This is a genomic window from Limnobaculum allomyrinae (assembly GCF_016649425.1).
GTDB classification, from domain to species: Bacteria; Pseudomonadota; Gammaproteobacteria; order Enterobacterales; family Enterobacteriaceae; genus Limnobaculum; species Limnobaculum allomyrinae.
The window spans coordinates 1-21,176 of the sequence record NZ_JADRCR010000010.1 but is presented as its reverse complement, the minus strand read 5'-3'; the positions used below and the strand labels follow the sequence as shown (position 1 = coordinate 21,176).

General features: G+C 43.7%; 20 protein-coding genes. 9 read left to right on the top strand and 11 right to left on the bottom strand.

All coding sequences use genetic code 11. The annotated features are described in order from the left end of the window. Positions 1–439 precede the first annotated feature (439 nt). On the bottom strand, positions 440–1,879 hold the full coding sequence (locus tag I2494_RS16585) for a catalase (RefSeq protein WP_218468067.1): 1,440 nt from the start codon (positions 1,877–1,879) through the stop codon (positions 440–442). Between the two features lie 702 nt (positions 1,880–2,581). On the opposite strand from I2494_RS16585, the gene I2494_RS16580 reads away from it, so the two are divergent. Continuing rightward, a complete protein-coding gene (locus tag I2494_RS16580) occupies positions 2,582–2,908 on the top strand; it encodes a hypothetical protein (protein WP_218468068.1) in 327 nt (108 codons plus the stop codon). Between the two features lie 90 nt (positions 2,909–2,998). Here the strand turns inward: I2494_RS16580 and tyrP are convergent, their stop codons facing one another. After that, the gene (gene tyrP / locus I2494_RS16575; RefSeq protein ID WP_218468069.1) at positions 2,999–4,204 is read right to left on the bottom strand and encodes a tyrosine transporter TyrP; all 1,206 of its coding nucleotides are present in this window, start codon (positions 4,202–4,204) and stop codon (positions 2,999–3,001) included. Between the two features lie 348 nt (positions 4,205–4,552). Between tyrP and I2494_RS16570 the strand changes: the two genes are divergently transcribed. Beyond that, on the top strand, positions 4,553–5,752 hold the full coding sequence (locus I2494_RS16570) for a nicotinamide mononucleotide deamidase-related protein YfaY (RefSeq protein ID WP_218468070.1): 1,200 nt from the start codon (positions 4,553–4,555) through the stop codon (positions 5,750–5,752). 40 nt (positions 5,753–5,792) lie between these two features. On the opposite strand, the gene hypT is transcribed toward I2494_RS16570, so the two are convergent. After that, the gene (gene hypT / locus I2494_RS16565; RefSeq protein ID WP_218468071.1) at positions 5,793–6,701 is read right to left on the bottom strand and encodes a hypochlorite stress DNA-binding transcriptional regulator HypT; all 909 of its coding nucleotides are present in this window, start codon (positions 6,699–6,701) and stop codon (positions 5,793–5,795) included. A 537-nt stretch (positions 6,702–7,238) separates the two neighbouring features. Here hypT and cuyB point away from each other — a divergent pair. The 3 genes from cuyB (at position 7,239) to I2494_RS16550 (ending at position 9,910) form a co-directional block, all read left to right on the top strand. Next, the gene (gene cuyB, locus I2494_RS16560; protein WP_218468072.1) at positions 7,239–7,955 is read left to right on the top strand and encodes a cysteate racemase; all 717 of its coding nucleotides are present in this window, start codon (positions 7,239–7,241) and stop codon (positions 7,953–7,955) included. Between the two features lie 114 nt (positions 7,956–8,069). After that, positions 8,070–9,371, top strand: coding sequence for an anaerobic C4-dicarboxylate transporter (locus I2494_RS16555; RefSeq protein ID WP_218468073.1), 1,302 nt, complete (start codon positions 8,070–8,072; stop codon positions 9,369–9,371). A 173-nt stretch (positions 9,372–9,544) separates the two neighbouring features. Further along, entirely contained in the window at positions 9,545–9,910 is a 366-nt protein-coding gene (locus tag I2494_RS16550; protein WP_218468074.1) for a hypothetical protein, read from the top strand. Between the two features lie 51 nt (positions 9,911–9,961). On the opposite strand, the gene nrdB is transcribed toward I2494_RS16550, so the two are convergent. The 3 genes from nrdB to ubiG all read right to left on the bottom strand — a co-directional run bounded on the left by nrdB (position 9,962) and on the right by ubiG (position 14,503). Next, positions 9,962–11,098 carry a class Ia ribonucleoside-diphosphate reductase subunit beta gene (gene nrdB / locus I2494_RS16545; RefSeq protein WP_218468075.1) on the bottom strand — a complete coding sequence of 379 codons (1,137 nt, stop codon included), beginning with the start codon at positions 11,096–11,098 and terminating at the stop codon, positions 9,962–9,964. Between the two features lie 42 nt (positions 11,099–11,140). Then, the gene (gene nrdA, locus I2494_RS16540) at positions 11,141–13,429 is read right to left on the bottom strand and encodes a class 1a ribonucleoside-diphosphate reductase subunit alpha (RefSeq protein WP_218468076.1); all 2,289 of its coding nucleotides are present in this window, start codon (positions 13,427–13,429) and stop codon (positions 11,141–11,143) included. A 357-nt stretch (positions 13,430–13,786) separates the two neighbouring features. Next, positions 13,787–14,503 (bottom strand): bifunctional 2-polyprenyl-6-hydroxyphenol methylase/3-demethylubiquinol 3-O-methyltransferase UbiG, encoded by a 717-nt coding sequence (ubiG, locus tag I2494_RS16535; RefSeq protein ID WP_218468077.1) that lies wholly within the window; start codon positions 14,501–14,503, stop codon positions 13,787–13,789. Between the two features lie 304 nt (positions 14,504–14,807). Between ubiG and gyrA the strand changes: the two genes are divergently transcribed. Continuing rightward, positions 14,808–17,459, top strand: a complete 2,652-nt coding sequence (gene gyrA, locus I2494_RS16530) for a DNA topoisomerase (ATP-hydrolyzing) subunit A (RefSeq protein WP_218468078.1) — start codon at positions 14,808–14,810, stop codon at positions 17,457–17,459. A 69-nt stretch (positions 17,460–17,528) separates the two neighbouring features. Here gyrA and I2494_RS16525 read toward each other — a convergent pair whose 3' ends face one another. Continuing rightward, positions 17,529–17,771, bottom strand: a complete 243-nt coding sequence (locus I2494_RS16525; protein WP_218468079.1) for a DinI-like family protein — start codon at positions 17,769–17,771, stop codon at positions 17,529–17,531. A 207-nt stretch (positions 17,772–17,978) separates the two neighbouring features. Between I2494_RS16525 and I2494_RS16520 the strand changes: the two genes are divergently transcribed. After that, positions 17,979–18,413, top strand: coding sequence for a hypothetical protein (locus tag I2494_RS16520; protein ID WP_218468080.1), 435 nt, complete (start codon positions 17,979–17,981; stop codon positions 18,411–18,413). Positions 18,414–18,464: 51 nt separating this feature from the next. Here the strand turns inward: I2494_RS16520 and I2494_RS16515 are convergent, their stop codons facing one another. Further along, positions 18,465–18,689: a YdcH family protein gene (locus I2494_RS16515; RefSeq protein WP_218468081.1), complete on the bottom strand. Its 225-nt coding sequence runs from the start codon at positions 18,687–18,689 to the stop codon at positions 18,465–18,467. Positions 18,690–18,877: 188 nt separating this feature from the next. On the opposite strand from I2494_RS16515, the gene I2494_RS16510 reads away from it, so the two are divergent. After that, positions 18,878–19,129 (top strand): DUF2513 domain-containing protein, encoded by a 252-nt coding sequence (locus tag I2494_RS16510; protein WP_218468082.1) that lies wholly within the window; start codon positions 18,878–18,880, stop codon positions 19,127–19,129. 102 nt (positions 19,130–19,231) lie between these two features. Here the strand turns inward: I2494_RS16510 and I2494_RS16505 are convergent, their stop codons facing one another. Further along, entirely contained in the window at positions 19,232–19,453 is a 222-nt protein-coding gene (locus tag I2494_RS16505; protein ID WP_218468083.1) for a hypothetical protein, read from the bottom strand. Between the two features lie 265 nt (positions 19,454–19,718). On the opposite strand from I2494_RS16505, the gene I2494_RS16500 reads away from it, so the two are divergent. Then, on the top strand, positions 19,719–20,108 hold the full coding sequence (locus I2494_RS16500) for a hypothetical protein (protein ID WP_218468084.1): 390 nt from the start codon (positions 19,719–19,721) through the stop codon (positions 20,106–20,108). On the opposite strand, the gene I2494_RS16495 is transcribed toward I2494_RS16500, so the two are convergent. Together I2494_RS16495 and I2494_RS16490 are read right to left on the bottom strand one after the other, a co-directional pair. Continuing rightward, positions 20,105–20,554 carry a DUF2303 family protein gene (locus I2494_RS16495; protein ID WP_218468085.1) on the bottom strand — a complete coding sequence of 150 codons (450 nt, stop codon included), beginning with the start codon at positions 20,552–20,554 and terminating at the stop codon, positions 20,105–20,107. The genes I2494_RS16500 and I2494_RS16495 overlap by 4 nt on opposite strands. Before the next feature lie 36 nt (positions 20,555–20,590). Further along, positions 20,591–20,962, bottom strand: a complete 372-nt coding sequence (locus I2494_RS16490) for a hypothetical protein (RefSeq protein ID WP_218468086.1) — start codon at positions 20,960–20,962, stop codon at positions 20,591–20,593. Positions 20,963–21,176: the final 214 nt, after the last annotated feature.

Sequence of the window (21,176 nt, the reverse complement as noted above, 5' to 3'; positions counted from 1 at the left end):
TCTATTAATTAACTTATTTAAATAAAGTTTACTTTATGCCTGAGCGTGAGATCTGCATGGAGGCTGTGGTTTGGCTATGGTTAGCCTTTTCTGATATTTCTATTAATTAGCATAATAGCTTTGTCGATATTGAATTGGAAGTTAAATGGATGGGGGTTTATTTTATATTGGCAATTATTTATTAAATTAACTTATTGCTTATTTATATTGCTTTAAATTTAAGTCTAATCTTATTTTTTATTTAGGTGGTTTAATTAATGTGTTTGTATATGCATTTTAGATATATAAATATTTAGCCAATCCATGTTGGCGATTATCCTGATTTGTCTTAGTAATAAATTGGGAGGCACATAAAAAAAGAACCCCACCGGATGGTGAGGTTCAACGCTTCAGATCAGAACCAACGAGGCTATACCGCTGGTTTCAAAGTCTGAATAAATTATTTCATTTTCTTCAACGCTTCAGCTACACCATTACCGTAGTCCGGATGAACTTTGGTAAACAGATCGATTTGACGCTGACGAATGTTTTCCGGAACTTCACAAAGCTCACCGGCAATACGCTTGAACATACGTTGGTGTTCTTCTTCACTCAGCAAGTTAAACAGCGCGCGCGGTTGGCTGAAATAGTCATCATCTTCACGATGATTCCAGTGGTCGGCTGCACCTTCTAAAGTTAGTGGCGGTTCGCTAAAGTTTGGTTGCTCTTTAAATACACCAAAGCTGTTTGGCTCATAAGTAGCACCATTACCACTGTTGCCATCTACACGCATGGCACCATCGCGGTGGTAGTTATGGAATGGGCAGCGAGGTGCGTTCACCGGAATTTGATGATGGTTGACGCCTAAACGATAACGCTGTGTATCACCATAAGAGAACAGACGGCCTTGTAACATTTTATCCGGGGAGAAGCTTACGCCAGGTACTACGTTAGCCGGGTTCATTGCCACTTGTTCAACTTCAGCAAAGTAGTTATCCGGGTTACGGTTCAGTTCCAGCACACCGACTTCAATCAGTGGTGCATCTTTATGTAACCAGACTTTAGTTAAATCGAATGGGTTGTAAGGCAGTTTGGAAATTTCATTTTCCGGAATAATCTGAACAAACAGTTTCCAGCTCGGGAAGTTACCAGCCTCAATATTTTCATACAGATCACGCTGTGAGCTTTCGCGATCTTTGGCAACCATTACGGCCGCTTCTTCATCCATCATATTGTCGATACCCTGTTGGGTACGGAAATGGAATTTAACCCAATAACGCTGGTTGTCTTCGCTGATAAAGCTGAAAGTGTGGCTGCCGAAACCATGCATATGACGGTAAGATCTTGGTAACCCACGGTCACTAAAGTCGATGGTTAACTGATGCAGAGATTCAGGTAGTTGGGAGAAGAAGTCCCACTTATAGGTTGGGTTACGCAGGTTAGTGCGTGGATCGCGTTTTACTACGTGGTTTAAGTCCGGGAATTTTAGTGGATCGCGCAGATAGAATATTGGTGTGTCATTACCTACCAGATCCCAGTTACCTTCTTCGGTATAGAATTTGATGGAAAAACCACGAATATCACGTTCAGCATCGGCGGCACCGCGTTCACCGGCTACGGTAGAGAAACGAACAAACAGATTGGTTTTTTTGCCAATCTCGGAGAAGATTTTGGCTCGGGTATATTTGGTAATATCATGTGTAACAGTAAAAGTACCATAAGCACCGGAACCTTTAGCATGCATACGACGCTCAGGAATGACTTCGCGGTCAAAGTGAGCTAATTTTTCAAGGAACCAGATATCCTGTAACAGCATTGGTCCTCTTGGTCCTGCAGTTATTACATTATTATTATCAACTACCGGCGCGCCAGATGCCGTGGTTAGTTTCTTTTCGCTCATTACTTTCTCCTGTTAAACATCAAAATATTATCGTCATACTGACAAAGAGCTAAAACATCACTATTGGTCCTGCTACTGTGACTATTAGTAAAGTTATGGGGCCAATATAGCCAATTGTTACTACCTATTATGACTATTCGCGTAGCCAATGTAGGTAAGTACTGAACCCTGACTGGCATGATAAGAGTATAGACAAATTTGTATCAGAGCCTTGTGATACGGGCTTCTGCTGCCAATATTGCATTAACTGGATGGTTTGTAAGGTATTACGAACGTTTATTTTTATAGCTGCTAAAAACAAGAAATTATCTTCTGTAAATTTTTAGCAGTGATTGGCATCATCAGGTAGCCATACCTTTATGATTAAACCATTGCTGTACTGATTTAGTAAGAGGGGTATCAGGTGGTTATTTGTTTAAAATCAAAATTATGTCAATTAAAATTGTCAGACTTACTATTTGTATTTTAAATATTTTATTGAGGTTATTATTCTTTTTTATTTGAGATAAAAGTCCCAAATTTTGCATTAAATAAAGCAGTAATCACTGTCAGGCCTTTTATTTATGATAATTGCCTGAAAGTGACAGTTTTGGACTTGTGGATAAAAAATAGATAGTCATAGTTACCTTCGACCACACTGATTTTAGCTAATAATAAAAACCGGGAATGGGACAAGTTTTATTCTTTTGGTGGAGGGGGATTATGAGCCTGCAAGATCATGGGCCGGATGCCGAAGTCATTTTTAGATTTAATGGGGTAAGGAAGGCGCCAGCTTATAGTGGTTATCGACCTGACCATTTAATTAAGGGCGACTATTTGACCTGCGGAAAACATGAGTATATCGAACCCATTGTTGCCATGCCTGGTGCCGAGGTTTTGGGCACCATCACTTTTATGTCGCCCTCCAGTTATCCTCACTGTTTGTGGCCGGGAAAGATTATTACCTTTCAGGAAGGCTCTCACATTACGGGCACAGCAGAAATCATTAACATTCTAAACCCGCTGCTGGATGTTAAGCGCCAGGATTAGTATCGTACAGGCTTACCGCTAAGGGATAAAAAAATGAGCTATCAGTACTGACCAATAGCTCATTTTTCACAAAGTAACCGGTGCCGATAATTACGTCTGCGGCAACCAACCAAATACAATACCAAACTGAATCAGAATAATGGCGAAGCCGAAGGCCAAAGCAAGGAACAGCCCTAACGAACCACCGGGAACACGGTAGCCACCTTTGTTCTGTTTACGGGATTGCATCACTAACAGGGCCGGTAATAGCAGTGCCAGAATAGATAACGCGATAGCCGCATAACCCAGCGCCATAATGAAGCCTTTTTGATAGAACAAGGCAAACATTAAAGGTGGCAGGAAAGTAATCAGCCCGGTTTGCAGGCGGCCGGATGTATTATTGGCACGCTTAAACAGATCCGCCAGATAATCAAACAGCCCCAGAGCAACACCCAGGAAGGAAGTCGCTAACGCCAACGCAGAGAACAGACGTACTGATATCTCAACGCTTGGAGTGTTTACCACTTCTTTAACCGCTTGCAGTAAACCATTCAAACCCGATTCGGCGGCAATGATACCCACAAAGGTGCTGGAACTGATAGCACCCAGTGTAGCCAACTGCCATAAAATATAAGCAATCAGTGGGATGGCGCTACCGATAATAAAGATTTTGCGCAGTTTCGCCACATCGCCGTTCATATACTTAACAATGCTTGGGATACTGCCGTGGAAGCCGAAAGAGGTGAAAATCAGCGGAATCGCCGAAATCGTCAGGCCTTGCTCCAGCGGTAAGGTGGTCAGGTTAACTGCCTGAACGTGTGGGATCATCAGGGATAGCATGATCACCAAAAATACAATTTTTGCGCTAAACAGAATTCGGTTAATCAGGTCAACGGAGTGGGTACCAATGCAGACAACGCCACCACCAATAATGGCAAACAGTAGAGGGCCTGAAATCGGAGGAAGATCTAATCCTACCGTGTCTTTCAGGCTGACAAACAGTAATTCACCGCCGCCGCTGATATAAGCAGCCACCAGAGCATACATTAAGAACAGCATGGCAAAACCGGTAAGAAGATGACCTTTGGCACCCAAATAGCGTTTAGCCAGTGTGCCCAGACCGTCATCAAAATGGCTATGCTGATAAACTTCTACCAGCAATAAGGCTGTGTAACACATCATCATCCATAAGATAACCAACATAGCAAAGGTGACGCCGAACCCGACACCTGCCGCTGCCAGAGGCATGGCTAACATTCCTGCGCCGATAGTGGTACCGGCAACGATAAATATACTACCCAGAGTGCGATTCCTCACACGAACCTCGATTTCTTTTAGTTATGTTAATCGGCTAGATAAGTACCATTTTGCTGGCACTTTCTTATTACACAGCCATCAAAAACAGACGATAGCCGGAAGACGGAAGACGGAAGTAGGGTATGTGAGATGAATGTGGGTGTCAAACTATTGATACGAGGTGTAATTTTATCTTTACATAAATAAACTGGTTTGATGTAAATTTGGCCTGAGTGCTGATTTTATCGTCGTATTCGCTGCAACAACCCGCCTGTGCTATTTTTAGCTGATAAGCAGCGTCATCAGGCGTAACATAGTGGATATTATTTGCAGAGAATACAAAGAATAACCATAAACGGGAGTCTTCGGATGTTAGTGGTAGAAATGTTAAGTACGGGAGATGAAGTTCTTCATGGGCAAATAGTAGATACCAATGCCGCCTGGTTAGCCGACTGCTTCTTTCAACACGGGTTGCCGCTCAGTACGCGAACAACGGTGGGTGATAATCTTGACAGCCTGGTTGATGTTTTACTGGAACGTAGCCTATATGCTGATGTATTGATCGTTAATGGTGGGTTAGGGCCAACCAGTGACGATCTGAGTGCGCTGGCTGCGGCTACTGCTGCCGGAGAATCTCTGATTGAGCACCCGGAATGGATTGCCTGTATGGAGAGCTATTTTGCGGCACGGGGTCGGGTGATGTCTGATACTAACCGTAAACAGGCGATGATCCCTGAAAGTGCCGAATTGGTTGATAATCCGGTAGGAACCGCCTGTGGTTTTGCGCTAACCATTAATGATTGCCTGATGTTTTTCACTCCCGGTGTACCATCAGAATTTAAAGTCATGGTTAACGATCAGATCCTACCCCGTTTACGACAGCGCTATAGTCTCCCGCCATCACCACTTTGCCTGCGTTTAACCAGCTTTGGCCGTACAGAGAGCAGTCTGGCTCAACAATTTGATGTATTGACGCTGCCAGAAGGTTGCGTAATGGGATATCGTTCTTCCATGCCGATCATTGAACTGAAGTTGACCGGGCCTGAAAGCCAGCGTCAGGAGATGCTAAGAAACTGGCAGATCGTTAAGCAAGGGGTTGAAGAGAATCTGTTGTATGAGGGAACAGAAGGTCTACCGGCTATTATCTCCCGTCAACTGACGGAACGTGGGTTAAAGGTGGCAGTGAGTGAACAATTCAGTGCAGGGCTACTTAGCTGGAATCTGTTCTCCGTTAATGCACCAATTCTTCAGTCTGAAATTCGACCTTCAACTGATATCTTGAGCCTTGAGACATTGCTGGAAAATGCAAAACAGATAGCGATTCAGCAACAGGCAGATATTAGTATTGTTATCGGATCTCGCCACGATGAGTGTTTGTCATTGGCATTAGTCACCCCGAATGGCCATTATGCCCAGCGAGTACGTTATATGCCTCGTAATCATAGTATTAAAGTTCAGCAGGATGTCAGTGTGACACTGGCGCTGGATATGCTGTCGCGCTGGTTTAACCAACGGAATGTTTTTGGCAGTTATGAATGGTTGGAGCAGGCGGAGACGTTGGCACATTAGTCGCGATAATATCCCGCTGTTATAGATGGACAGCGGGGCTTTACCCATTATCTAAATTCTTTGGCATATTGTTTTTCAAGATACTCCAGAACAATTCGGCAGTTTTGTTCAGGCGGGTATCCATTCGATATATATAAGCCTGAATAGGAACGGTGAGTTCCGGTGTATCCAGACAAACCAGTTTTTTCTCTTTTAGCTCATTGACTACCGAATAGATAGGTAGCCAGGCAATACCGTGGCCATCCAATGCCATATGTTTTAGCAGTTCACTCATTGAGGACATAAATAGAGTACGTGGTGCAATAGCCCCAACTTCTCCCAGACGACGATTCACGAGGCGCCCCATATAAGATGCGCTGGTGTAGTTTAATAAGGGTACTTCAGGCTGGTAGATATCAAACAGCGGTTTGCCTTGCGGGTCGGCAGCACAGACCGGATACAATTCAGATTCAAATACCTTCAGGCAGCAGAAGGGAGACTGCATCAGATCTTCATCGTAAAACGAAATAATAAAGTCGCTTTTTCCTTCACGCAGGGTATTAACCACCTGTACCACATCAATGGCTTCAACATGATAAACAAATTCCCCGCCGTAATCTGACAACGAATGAACCAGTTTAGGTAATAGCGTCAAAGACAGAGAGTGGGCTGCGGCAATTTTAATATTAGGAATACTTAATAAGTTATGACCGGAAAGCTCGCTAAGATTGCACTCTAACTGTTGAAGCAGGCTGCGGGTTTGGGAATGAAATAACTTTCCTTCTTCCGTTAACTGGAGAGGGGTAGTAGTGCGATCAAACAGTTCTACACCAATTGCTGACTCCAGCGCTTTAATCCGACGGCTAAAAGCCGGTTGCGAAATGTTTCGCTGCTCAGCGGCATGAGAAAAATGACGACAGGCTTCGAGGGTTAAAAAGTCATACAACCATTTTGTCTCTATATTTTTCATTTTATCGCCTGCTATATAATTTATTTTTTAATAGTTAATGTGTTTTCTTTGTTAATTAAATTCAGTTATTGTTATTGTGAAGCAATTTGATTAATTTGGGATGTTGTTGCCATTTTATTATTATCACCCTACTTTTTGGTATTGGCAGCTTAACGGTACTTAAATCACCTATGATTATTTGTATTTTGCATAGCCCCTTCGTTTTTAACATCAGGCTGATATTGTAATGATAACTATCGAACTTGATGATACGGGGATTCATGTGCTTATACTGGCATTAAACGCCAATCTGTGCCATAGCAAAAAAACAAATTGTGACGCATCTTGATGCGGATTTTGCATCATGCCATACATACTTGCATTTCTCTTATTGGAATACACCTGATAAATATTGTTTATCAAATTTCAGACTAACGAAATATTAGTCATTAGCATAGAAGATAAATAACAGTTAATAACGTTAATTATTATGAGCAATAATCGAATTAACCATGATTACTCGTAGTAATTGATTAAAGTTATTAAGGGGTATTCATTGTGAAAGGTTTAATTGGTGTATTAGGTGGAATGGGCCCGGCTGCAACCGTCGATTTATTTAATAAGTTTGTTACTTATACGGCTGCGCATAACGATCAGGAACATATTCCATTAATTATTTCTTCTATTCCTGATATTCCGGATCGAACCGAAGCATTAATGCATCACGGACAATCACCGCTTCCGGTAATGCAGGATTATCTGAAAAGACTGGAGGATGCGGGTGCTGAATGTATTGTTATCCCTTGTAATACAGCGCATTACTGGTTTTCAGAGTTAAAAAGTGCTTGTCATGTGGACATGCTAAGTATTGTTGAGACCACGATGAAGGAAGTTATTTTCTCAGGTAAAAAGAAGGTAGGATTGTTAGCAACCAATGCCACTTTGTATATGGGATTATATCAAAAAAGTATTGAGGAACTGGGTTTTGAATGTATCAGACCAGATGAAAATAGCCAGATTAAAGTAATGGAAAGCATTTATGCTTTAAAGTCTGGCGATAATCAATTGGCTGAATATTTAATGAAAGAGCAAGCGGAGCAATTATTTAAACAAGGTGCTGAAGTCATTGTTTTGGGTTGTACAGAAGTACCGGTAATACTCGCAGATGAAGTAAAAAATAATCCAAATAAATATATTGATTCAACTGGATCATTAGTGCGTGCTGGAATTAAATGGTACGAAAATCGCGTGGGTAAAAATAACTTATTAATCTAATAATAAGCGATTAATTAATTATATTGCCAGCCTGAGGAATAATGTCGGCAAAATAATTACACATCAAATTTTTTATAATTATCAATGGCAAATAATTGTCTATTGGAGCCTGTCATGGTTTGGTTAGAAATTATTGTGGTATTGGGTGCGATATTTTTTGGTATTCGCATGGGCGGTATTGGTATTGGGTTGTGTGGAGGTCTGGGATTAGCCATATTAACCTTAGGTTTTGGATTATCTATTGGTTCACCGCCGGTTGACGTTATTCTGATTATAATGACTGTGGTAGTGGCTGCTTCTGCACTACAGGCCGCAGGCGGTATGGATTATTTGGTTCGGGTTGCCGGAGCATTTATGCGGCGCAATCCTAAATATATCAATATTATCGCTCCAATAATTACCTGGACTATGACCATAATGGCGGGTACGGGATTTATTGTTTTCTCAACGTTACCGGTTATTGCTGAAGTGGCGAAAGAGTCCGGTATTCGGCCTTCCAGAACGCTGGCCGGTTCTGTGGTTGCATCCCAGATAGCGATTTCCGGCTCGCCAATCAGTGCGGCAATGGCGGCAATGCTAACTATTATGGAAGGTAACGGCGTTACCTTTATTCAGGTGATGGCGGTCTGTTTACCGGCATCATTTGTGGCAGCGATGGTGGCGGCTTTTATTGCTTCTCGTCAGGGTTGTGAGCTTGAAGATGACGAAGTGTATCTGGAACGTTTGCAGCAAGGTTTAGTACGTAAATACGAAGAGAAAAAAGGGGAAGATACCAAAGGGGCTAAACTGTCTGTTGGTCTGTTCCTGCTGGCAACGGTAGCTATCGTTGTTCTGGCGGCGTTCCCACAATTGCGCCCCGGGTTCGATATTGGTAAACCAATGGGAACCAGAGACATCATTATTATCTGTATGATGAGTGCCGCCTGTTTGATGGTGGTATTTTGTAAAACCTCAACTACCTCTATTGTTCTGGCACCAACCTTTAGAGCGGGCATGAGTTCGGTAGCGGTTATTCTCGGTATTGTGACTCTGGGAACCACTTTTGTGGATGCTCATATGGTACAAATCAAGGCGATTGCTGGTGATGTATTAGCGCAATATCCAATGTTATTGGCATTAGTATTATTTGGTACCTGTGCGCTGCTCTATTCTCAAGGGGCGACTACACCGCTGATTATTCCACTGGCGGTGGCATTGGGGGTTCCTACCTGGGCCATTCTGGCATCTTATGTAGCGGTTACCGGGGTATTCGTATTACCAACGTATCCGACTTCACTGGCGGCAATGGAGTTTGATACCACCGGTACCACCCGAGTGGGTAAATATGTATTAAACCACCCATTTATGCTGCCAGGGCTGGGTGGTATTGTCGCAGGGGTCGCTTTTGGCTTTATGCTGGCACCGATGGTGGTATAACCAATAAATCTTCTGCTTGTATCCAATTGAATTTAAAACACCGTGTAACAACGGTGTTTTTTTTATCGAAAAAGTGTGGAAATTTGATGTTAACTACGGAAATATTCAAATGACTAAACTATCATGCTGAAAAACTTAATTTTTAATTTTTAATTTGAGAAATAGGAGGAAAGGTGAAAGGAATCGAGATGTTATGTACCGGAGCGATCGGTTTACTGCTGATGGCCTGCGTTGCTAAACCTGAGGTTTCAGCTTTATCACCCACGGTGCCGGAAGCGGAAGAGGCAGTAAAAGCGGCATTTTTGCAGGATGCACAACAGAACAGTACGCCAATGGCCATGGATATGGTTAAAACCGATATTAGTCGGATGCACGTCACTGCCGTTGATGATTGTGAAGTTCAACAAGATCAAACGCTGATTTGTAACGTGTATTCTGAGTTTCAGCCAGAAGGTACTGATGAAATACGCAATAATCTGGATAAGATTGGCTTTATGAAATCAGAAGAACAGTGGGTGGCGATGCTGTTTCAACCATAAAAATAGCCTGTCTCAGACAGGCCATTTTAACGTTAGATTATAATGCAATACTTAAAGCTCAAAATCACTCAAGTCATCAGCATTCACTTCAGAATCAATCTGACCAACCAGATAAGAGCTAACTTCAACTTCCTGAGGTGCTACCTGAACGTTATCAGAGACTAACCAGGCGTTAATCCATGGAATAGGGTTGGATCGAGTTTCAAACGGAAGTGTCAAACCAACTGCCTGCATACGAATATTGGTAATGTATTCCACATACTGGCAAAGAATATCTTTGTTCAGACCAATCATTGAACCATCACGGAACAAATAGTCGGCCCATTCTTTTTCTTGCTGAGCCGCCAGAACAAACAGGTCGTAACACTGCTGTTCGCACTCTTTGGCAATCTCTACCATTTCAGGATCGTCATTACCTGCGCGCATCAAATTGATCATATGCTGAGTACCGGTCAGATGTAGTGCTTCGTCACGGGCAATCAGTTTGATAATTTTGGCGTTACCTTCCATTAGCTCACGCTCAGCGAAAGCGAAAGAGCAGGCAAAGCTAACATAGAAACGGATAGCTTCCAGTGCGTTGACGCTCATCAGGCACAGATAAAGCTGCTTTTTCAGCGCACGTAAATTGACGGTGACTGACTTCCCATTAACCTGATGGGTGCCTTCGCCCAACAGATGATAATAGTTACTCATGGTGATCAGGTCATCGTAATAGCCGGAAATATCCTTGGCGCGCTTGAGAATCTCTTCGTTAGAAACGATATCATCAAACACAATCGCCGGGTCGTTCACAATATTACGGATAATGTGAGTGTAAGAACGTGAATGAATAGTTTCAGAGAAAGACCAGGTTTCTACCCAGGTTTCCAGCTCAGGAATCGAAATCAGCGGGAGGAAGGCTACGTTAGGGCTGCGGCCCTGAATAGAATCCAACAGAGTTTGATATTTCAGATTACTGATAAAAATATGTTTTTCGTGGTCAGGCAGCGCCTGATAGTCAATACGATCGCGGGAAACGTCAACTTCTTCAGGACGCCAAAAGAAAGAGAGCTGCTTCTCTATCAGCTTCTCAAATAGTTCATGTTTTTGCTGGTCATAACGCGCGACGTTAACCGGCTGGCCGAAAAACATGGGTTCTTTTAACTGGTCGTTCTTAGTCTGGGAGAACGTAGTGTAGGTATGAGGCATAATATATCCCTGTAATAGGGGGCAAGTGCCCCCTGAAAATGATTAAATCTTACATGCGCCGCTTTCGCAGCCATCATCTTCTTGCTTAGCTGGTAGTAAATCTTCCTGAGAGTCCTCTGCACCATCACGGGTGTTTTGGTAATAGAGGGTTTTTACGCCATATTTATAGGCTGTCAGTAGATCTTTCAGCAGCTGTTTCATTGGTACTTTGCCGCCCGGGAAACGGGTTGGGTCATAGTTGGTATTAGCAGAAATCGACTGATCGATAAATTTCTGCATTAAACCCACCAGATGCAAGTAACCATCGTTGTTTGGCATATCCCATAGCAGCTCGTAGCCATTGTTTAGTTTTTCATAATCAGGCACTACCTGACGCAGAATTCCGTCTTTAGATGCTTTGATACTGATGTAGCCACGCGGTGGCTCAATGCCATTAGTGGCATTGGAGATCTGTGAGGAAGTCTCAGAAGGCATCAGGGCAGAGAGCGTTGAGTTACGCAGGCCGTGAGTTTTGATGCTCTGGCGCAATGCTTCCCAGTCATAGCGCAGCGGCTCATTGCACAGAGAGTCCAGATCCTTTTTGTAGTTATCAATGGGCAGAATACCCTGAGAATAACGAGTTTGATTAAACCACGGGCACGGGCCTTGTTCGCGAGCCAGCTCATTAGAGGCTTTCAACAGATAGTATTGAATCGCTTCAAATGCCCTGTGAGTCAGGCCGTTTGCGCTGCCGTCAGAATAACGAACGCCATTTTTCGCCAGATAATAGGCATAGTTAATTACGCCGATACCCAGAGTACGACGACCCATAGAACCGAGTTTAGCTGCCAGAATCGGGTAATCCTGATAGTCCAGCAGGGCATCCAGAGAGCGTACCGCCAGAGTTGCCAGCTCTTCTAACTCGTCCAGGCTATCAATAGCACCCAGATTAAAGGCAGAAAGAGTACAAAGGGCAATTTCACCGTTTTCATCATTGATATCGTTCAATGGCTTAGTTGGTAGCGCAATTTCCAGGCACAGGTTTGACTGGCGCACAGGAGCCACTGTCGGATCAAACGGGCTATGAGTATTACAATGGTCAACGTTTTGGATGTAGATACGGCCAGTTGAAGCACGTTCTTGCATCATCAGAGAGAACAGTTCTACTGCTTTAACCTGACGCTGGCGAATCGATGAGTCCGCTTCATATTTTACATACAGACGTTCAAATTCGTCCTGATCGGCGAAGAATGCATCATATAACCCCGGCACGTCGGACGGGCTGAATAGGGTGATACTTTCGTTTTTCACCAGGCGCTGATACATCAGTTTGTTTAACTGAACACCATAGTCCATATGGCGAACGCGGTTTTCTTCTACGCCACGGTTATTTCTTAATACCAACAGGCTTTCTACTTCTAAATGCCATAGGGGATAGAATACCGTTGCTGCACCGCCGCGTACGCCGCCCTGAGAGCAGGACTTCACTGCGGTCTGGAAATGCTTATAGAATGGAATACAGCCGGTGTGGAATGCTTCACCGTTACGGATTGGGCTACCCTGAGCGCGAATACGTCCTGCATTGATACCGATACCGGCACGTTGAGAAACATATTTCACAATGGCGCTGGAAGTAGCGTTAATGGAATCCAGACTATCACCGCACTCAATCAGTACACAGGAGCTGAATTGGCGAGTAGGGGTACGAACCCCCGCCATAATTGGCGTAGGCAGAGAAATCTTAAAGGTCGAAATCGCATCATAGAAACGTTTTACGTAATCGAGGCGAGTATCGCGCGGATAGCGGGAGAACAGGCACGCCGCTACCAGAAGATAGAGGAACTGAGCACTCTCGTACACTTCACCGGTAACGCGGTTTTGTACCAGATATTTCCCTTCCAGCTGTTTAACCGCCGCATAGGAAAAGTTCATATCACGCCAGTGGTCAATAAAGCCATTCATCTGCTCAAACTCTTCCTGAGTGTAATCTTCCAGCAGATGCTTATCGTATTTTCCTTTCTCAACCATGCTCTTAACGTGAGCATAGAGCGCTGGTGGTTCAAACTGACCATAGGCTTTCTTACGCAGATGGAAGATAGCCAGACGAGCTGCTAAATATTGATAATCCGGAGAATCACGCGAAATTAAGTCCGCTGCAGCACGGATAATCGTCTCATGGATGTCAGAAGTTCGGATACCATCGTAAAACTGAATGTGCGAACGAAGCTCAACCTGAGAAACGGAGACGTTGTGCAGACCTTCTGCAGCCCAATCAATGACTCGATGAATTTTATCGAGATTAATGCGTTCCTTGCGACCATCGCGTTTAGTGACTAATAGACTTTGATTCATAGCGTAATACTACCTTTCCGTGAGAATTTATGGCTTACACCAGCATGGGTAAAAGGTTTTAAGGTGTAATTGCACGATAAAAACACAATATATAGTGGATGTTGTGTGCATGAGCTACAAGATAGTGGTCTGCGAGGTTTTTTGCAAGTGAACAAAACAAGGGATTTGTGTGGATAACTTTTGGGATAAACGCGCTAAGTTCCCGTCTGGTCTTAGGTTATTATGATATTAGATGGTAAATAAATTTTTAACGGTTTGATGTAAAAATTTTTCAAACCGTTGTTTTCTTAATCAGTCAAGAAATAAAAATGAGTTATGCAGAAAATATGTTGTTTAATAACCTTGCTATATTAATGGTTATGCCTCAGCTTCATTAGTGCAATGCAGCATATAGTTTACATCAACATTTCCACCCAGCTTAAAAGTCTGTAACAGGGGATTATAGTGGAGCCCGGTAATATGACGATCGCGAAGAGTGGTACTATCGACCCAGCTTAGCAACTCGGAAGGGCGAATGAACTTATTGGCATCATGGGTTCCTTTTGGCACCATATTCATCACATATTCAGCACCAACCACCAGCATTAACCAGGCTTTGGTATTACGGTTAATGGTGGAGAAAAATACGTGACCACCTGGCTTAACCAGCTTTGCACAAGCGCGAATAACCGATGCAGGATCGGGTACGTGTTCCAGCATCTCCATGCAGGTGACAATGTCGTACAGCCCCTGATTTTCCAGCGCATGGGCTTCAACGGTTTGTTGAACATACTCTACAGGAACTCCGCTTTCGATGGCGTGCAGACGCGCCACTAACAGCGGTTCTGAGCCCATATCTAAACCGGTAACGCTGGCACCTTCTTTAGCCATACTTTCAGAGAGAATACCGCCACCGCAGCCAACATCGAGGATTCTTTTTCCGAATATGCCATCAGCACGTTGCTGAATGTAATCCAGGCGCAGTGGGTTAATTTGATGAAGGGGCTTAAATTCACCTTCAAGATCCCACCAGCGTGAAGCTACCGCTTCAAATTTAGCAATCTCTTTCTGGTCAACATTTTCTGATGAGTGCATAGGCGTAATCCGACAATTCGCTACAGGGCAGGCAATTATACATGAGTTTATGGGGAATGGGTTACGTTGCATCGGTAGTTGATGCTTTTCATCACAAAGTCGAATGTATTCTTGCCTGAACGATTAAGCATTTTTTCGATGCAACACATGACTGGGGCGGCTGAGGGAGCAACAGGAATAAATTAAACGCTGTTATCGATACTTTTCGGGCAAGATAACGTGGTGAAAATTAGAAACAAGCCGCGAGATATGATATAATTTTGCACCTTTTCCGGGCTGATAATAATAGAGGGATAGCGGCTCCATGAGCGACCTTGCCAGAGAAATTATGCCGGTCAACATCGAAGATGAGCTTAAAAACTCATATCTTGATTATGCGATGTCCGTAATTGTTGGACGCGCATTACCAGATGTTCGAGACGGCCTGAAGCCAGTACACCGCCGCGTATTGTTCGCTATGAACGTGCTTGGTAATGACTGGAACAAACCATATAAAAAATCGGCGCGTGTAGTTGGCGACGTAATCGGTAAATACCACCCACACGGGGATAGCGCGGTCTACGATACCATCGTTCGTATGGCTCAGCCGTTCTCATTGCGCTATATGCTGGTTGATGGTCAGGGGAACTTCGGTTCTATTGACGGCGACTCAGCCGCGGCGATGCGTTATACCGAAATTCGTATGTCTAAAATGGCTCACGACCTGTTAGCGGATCTGGATAAAGAGACCGTTGACTTTGGGCCTAACTACGACGGAACAGAACAGATCCCAACGGTATTACCAACCAGAATTCCTAACCTGTTGGTTAACGGCTCTTCTGGTATCGCCGTTGGTATGGCAACCAACATTCCACCTCATAACCTGGTGGAAGTGATTAATGGTTGTCTGGCCTTTATTGAGGATGAAAATATCAGTCTTGAAGGGCTGATGGAACATATCCCTGGTCCTGACTTCCCGACGGCAGCCATCATCAATGGCCGTCGCGGTATTGAAGAAGCCTACCGGACTGGCCGTGGTAAAATTTATATTCGTGCTCGTGCAGAAATCGAAGTTGATGAAAAAAGCGGTCGCGAAACCATTCTTGTTCATGAAATTCCTTATCAGGTGAACAAAGCCCGGTTAATTGAAAAGATTGCCGAGCTGGTAAAAGATAAGAAAGTTGAAGGCATCAGTGCATTACGTGACGAGTCTGATAAAGATGGTATGCGTGTTGTTATTGAAGTTAAGCGTGACTCGGTAGCGGAAGTGGTGCTGAATAATCTGTATTCACAAACTCAGCTTCAGGTTACGTTTGGTATCAACATGGTAGCGCTTCATCAGGGGCAGCCAAAACTGCTGGGCCTGAAAGAGATGCTGGAGGCGTTTGTTCGCCACCGTCGTGAAGTGGTTACCCGCCGGACTATTTTTGAACTGCGTAAAGCCCGTGAACGTGCTCATATTTTGGAAGGTTTGGCTATTGCATTGGCCAATATCGATCCGATTATTGAGCTGATCCGTGCCGCGGCAACGCCAGCTGATGCGAAAGCAGGTTTATTGGCACGTCCGTGGGAACTGGGTAACGTTGCTTCGATGCTTGAGCGTGCCGGTAACGATGCGGCTCGTCCAGAATGGTTGGAACCAGAGTATGGTATTCGTGACGGTCAGTATTATCTGACTGAGCAGCAAGCTCAGGCAATTCTTGAGTTACGTTTACACCGCCTGACCGGTCTTGAGCACGAAAAACTGCTGGATGAGTATAAAGAGCTGCTGACACAAATCGCTGCATTGCTGTTTATTCTTGAAAGCCCGGAACGTTTGATGGAAGTTATCCGTGAAGAGCTTGAAGCAATTCGCGATCAGTATAACGATCCTCGTCGTACCGAGATTACCGCGAATACTGCCGATATTAATATTGAAGACCTGATTACTCAGGAAGATGTGGTTGTCACCTTGTCCCATCAGGGCTATGTGAAGTATCAACCGCTGTCTGACTATGAGGCTCAGCGTCGCGGTGGTAAAGGTAAGTCAGCGGCACGTATTAAAGAAGAAGACTTTATTGAACGTCTGCTGGTGGCTAACACCCATGACACTATTCTGTGCTTCTCCAGCCGTGGTCGCTTGTACTGGTTGAAAGTTTATCAATTACCAGAAGCCAGTCGTGGTGCTCGTGGTCGTCCTATCATTAATATTCTGCCGCTGGAACAGGATGAGCGTATTACCGCCATTCTGCCGGTACGCGAATATGAGGCTGGTCTGAATGTCTTTATGGCTACCGCCAATGGTACCGTGAAGAAAACTCAGCTGACCGAATTTAGCCGCCCACGCAGTGCCGGTATCATTGCCGTTAATCTGAATGAGGGTGATGAGCTGATTGGTGTTGATTTAACTGACGGCACTAATGAGATCATGTTGTTCTCTGCCGAAGGGAAGGTTGTTCGCTTCCTGGAAGAAGAGAAACTGGAAGATGGCACCATTAAAGGCGTACGCCCAATGGGACGTACCGCTGCCGGTGTACGTGGTATCAAACTGAGTGATGACGATCGCGTTGTATCACTGATTGTTCCACGTGGCGAGGGTGAAATTCTGACTGTCACGCAAAACGGCTACGGTAAACGTACCGGATTGTCTGATTATCCTACCAAGTCTCGTGCGACTCAGGGCGTAATCTCCATTAAAGTGAGTGAGCGTAATGGTCGTGTAGTTGGCGCGGTTCAGGTCGATCAGTGCGATCAAATTATGATGATTACCGATGCAGGTACTTTGGTTCGTACGCGTGTATCCGAAGTCAGCGTAGTGGGTCGTAATACTCATGGTGTTACTCTGATTCGTACAGCAGAAGATGAGAATGTTGTTGGCTTGCAACGTGTTGTTGAGCCGGAAGAAGATGATGATGAAAACATCTGCGGTGATGAAAACACCGAAGAAATGCAAAATCAGCCATCGGATGATGCAGCACCAGAGTCTGATGAAGAGTAACCGTTAAGGTAATCCCTTTAGCAAGCTCAAAAGCCCCCAATTTCTGATAAAGATTTGGGGGCTTTCTATTTACTGGTAGGCTTCGAACCAGTCGTCAGCGCTTTCCCAGGTTTGTTGCAGTATTTCAGTGACCAGTTCTTTGTCGGTTTTCATGCCGCCAAGTACGGTTACATCATTAGCACTACCACGCCGAACTCTGACGCGAACATCGGCAAAATGGCATAGCAGACGTTTTTCCAGCTCTTCTTTTAATGCGGCTTCTGCTCCACCCGGTAACGGATCTTCTTTACGAATAGAAATTTCAACTTGCATTTTGAACCTCAGTAGCATCCATATAATACTGTATATACATATAGTATATTGAGGCAATTTTGCAATGCAACGGAAATTTTAGTGGAACTGCTCCGGATAGCTAAAAAATTTAGCTATTGCTTTAGAAATGCTGTGACAACAGGCAGTTATTCGATAGATATAAGCTTGTTATGATGGACTGAGTAGTCAATATCAGGAATATAAAAAATGGAATTTAATAAAAGAGTAGTGCCATGGGTGTTTATTGCACTTTTTCATATCATTATTGCACCAATACTCTGTGTTTTTATTGGCTGTATTACTTATGAGTTTCCCGATCTTGGGGAGGCGCTAATGGGTTTTCTGGGATTAGCCATGATGTTTGTTCCGCTGTTTGTTGCTTTTCTGTTTGGTTTAATCCCCTTTGGGTTATTGGCAATCCAGACGGGATATATGTTGCGGGAAGGTTGGCCTTTTCTCTGGGCTTGTTTGTGTAGCTTATTATCCGGTGCATTTATTGGCTTTGTTGCCCCAATGGTAGCCCAGTCTACGCCTGACGAAATGAACAGCCTGTTGATTTTTTCTGTCAGTTTAACGGCCGGGATTAGCTATTGCGTATGCTTTGGATGGAATAAGTGGAAACAATCTGTCATTAACGCTTAACAATAACCCGCTCTTTGGCGGGTTTTTTGCATTTGAACGATGATATTACAATCAGGCTCTGGCCTGGGACTCCTCACGTAAAATGCGGTATAGCTCATCTTTAAGACGCAATTTTTCCTTCTTCAATGTGGCTATTTTGTCGTTAAGACTATTTCCACCCTGCGCTTGTAAACGAAGAATTTCGTGGTCGAGGTCGTTATGTTTATCAAACAATGAATGGAAACGAGGGTGGGTTGTTTTAAGCTGAGTGATCAAATCACGGTACTCTGGAAACATAGTACATCCCTATTGTTAGCCTAACCGAAATTTAATTATACGAGTTCAAATAGCAGGTAAATCAGAGGACGGTCACATAGTGAGCGGATGGTCATGACTAATTAAAAAAGTTTGCCGGGAGGCTGCGCACTACTTTTTTACTGGCTGCTAGAATAGTAATAATCCCTGACAGACACATGAGGCGTGCGATGAAAAGAGATCTTGAGCTATTGGAAGTCATTTTATCGAAAGTTGAACAGCAACCGCTGGGCGCTCCATTTATTACGAATAAAGATTTTCCAAACCGCGATCCGGCACTGGTTGCAGCTCATATTCAGTTGTTATGCGATAAGCACTATGTTATTGCCGCACAGAATGGGGATGATAAGTGGTCAATTTCACGTATTACTTTCGACGGATATGATTATCTGGAGTTGTTGCGGGAAAGCACTCTGACTTGATGTTGGTATTGAGTATTTACATTTAAGCAGAGAGGTCGCATCAGGTTGTATGTATTGCTGCTTTCTCTGCTTCCCTCCAGAGATAAAAGACAATAATAAACATTAATGATGCGGCTCCTGCCCACTTAACTTCTTTAAATCATCCAGTAAGGCATTGATACTCTGGTAGGGAATAACATTAAGCGTTTTTAGCTTACCTTTTTCGACAATGCCAAGCATATGCCGCCCGAACTCGCCATAAATAACCAATCCATCGGGTGGCGACGTTGTAATGTCACCATCGTAGACTGTGATGACGACGCTTTCATATTCAATAATATCCATAGGTCATCCCCTTTGTGTATCATCCGTGAAGAATGAATAAAGCGACGCATTGGATACATGAATTAAATTGTAGTTGTGATTGTTTTCCGGAGGGATGTAATGAGCGGTATTAATTGTGAGAGAAAATTACATGCAAAAAATAGTAAGTTTTAATATGCGTATCAGAAATAGCGCGGGAAGTGATATTATTCTCCGTAATTACTTTAGTTCATATAATCAAAGTCAGAATTTATACGTTTTAAATAAACGTTAACAAGGAAAGTTGATGATAAAATATATTGGCGTTTATGCTATCGCTCTTATCGTAATGATTACCTCAGGCTATGTATTTGGTAGCCGTTTTGAGCTCACGACTACTCTTATTAGCCTGGCGTCGACGGCCATTGCCAGCTTGATTGCCGCGTTAATGTTTGCAAAAGGTAAAGCAAGAAAGCCTGTCAAAAAGGAGTGTGCTATTTTTGCGCTGACTACAGCTCTGATACATGCTCTGTTTCTTTTCCCTGTTTTCATGATGGCGGAAAAGATAGGGTTATTATATTTTGATGGTTTTTCTGAAATGATCAAGATGAGCGTTCAGTTTTTGATCGCATCAATCGTTATAAATCCTGTAGTGTTTTATATTTTCACCCCTTCGTCGCCTGACAAAGTGGATTAATACGGTTTGAACAGGGGGCTGATAAGCCATTCAGCTAAATCCTTCTGTCGATTCTTACGACCGTTAATATCCAAAAGGGCACGGAAAGGAGCTGTTTTCTTCAGTACAATTGATGCAGTGTTATCTGCATGGCCGGGCTGGTCGATATTGCCAATATTAAAAATACTGACCGCTTCCATAGCATCTGCATTAATGAAGCAACCTGCAGGATTAGATTCAAGCGTGGCGTTTTGAATGGAATAGCGAACAAAATCATCAATGCTGGTTGTGATCATGGAACCACGAAAGCGGTCACGAATTCCGTTCAGGTGTTCTAATCGCTGAATTTTATAACCGTCAGGTAGAACCACTGCACTGAATGTGGTTTTGGATAAGTCGTGCGTTAAGTGTTCAGCCAGTGCCAGATCACGGACTTCTTTAATTGCTGATGCGTCTAATTGAGTCATGAATTCTTTCCTTAAAATTAATAATGAGTTGATGGGTTACTTGGCTGCTGACAGCTTGCCGTCAGGCTTCCCTGCAAGAGTGAACAGTTGACCTTGGTCTTCCTGCAAAATGGTCAGTTTTCCGCCTTTATTGACGTACATTGGCGTTTCAGTGGTGTCTTCTTCAGAAGACTTACCGCGAGGGGTAGGGGTGGTAAAAGACAAGGTATGCTTGATGCCAACTCGCTTTTCCTCAATTGAGTTATTCAAGCGCTCAATGTTTAAGGTGATAGTTACCTTGCCCTTACCTGCATTATTAAGGACGCCTAATGCCACGTTATTCAGAGCTGCGGCAAACTTATTCTGGAATACACCTGCATCCAGTTCCCCGAAGAAATCGGGAATAACAGTCATACGATCATCACTCATACGTTAACTACTCCGTAAAGATTTAAAGGTACTGCGTCAGGGTTTCCATACTGCACATAGAAACCTATCAACAGCGGTTTACTACTCCACGCGACCAGTTAAGGTCTGCATTCAGAAGCGCCCCGTCAGCTTGTTACCTTTACTCATCACAGTTTAAGTTTGAGCTGCAGGGCGCTTTTGAATATTTGTAAGTGCCGGATGTTTAACCACTTCC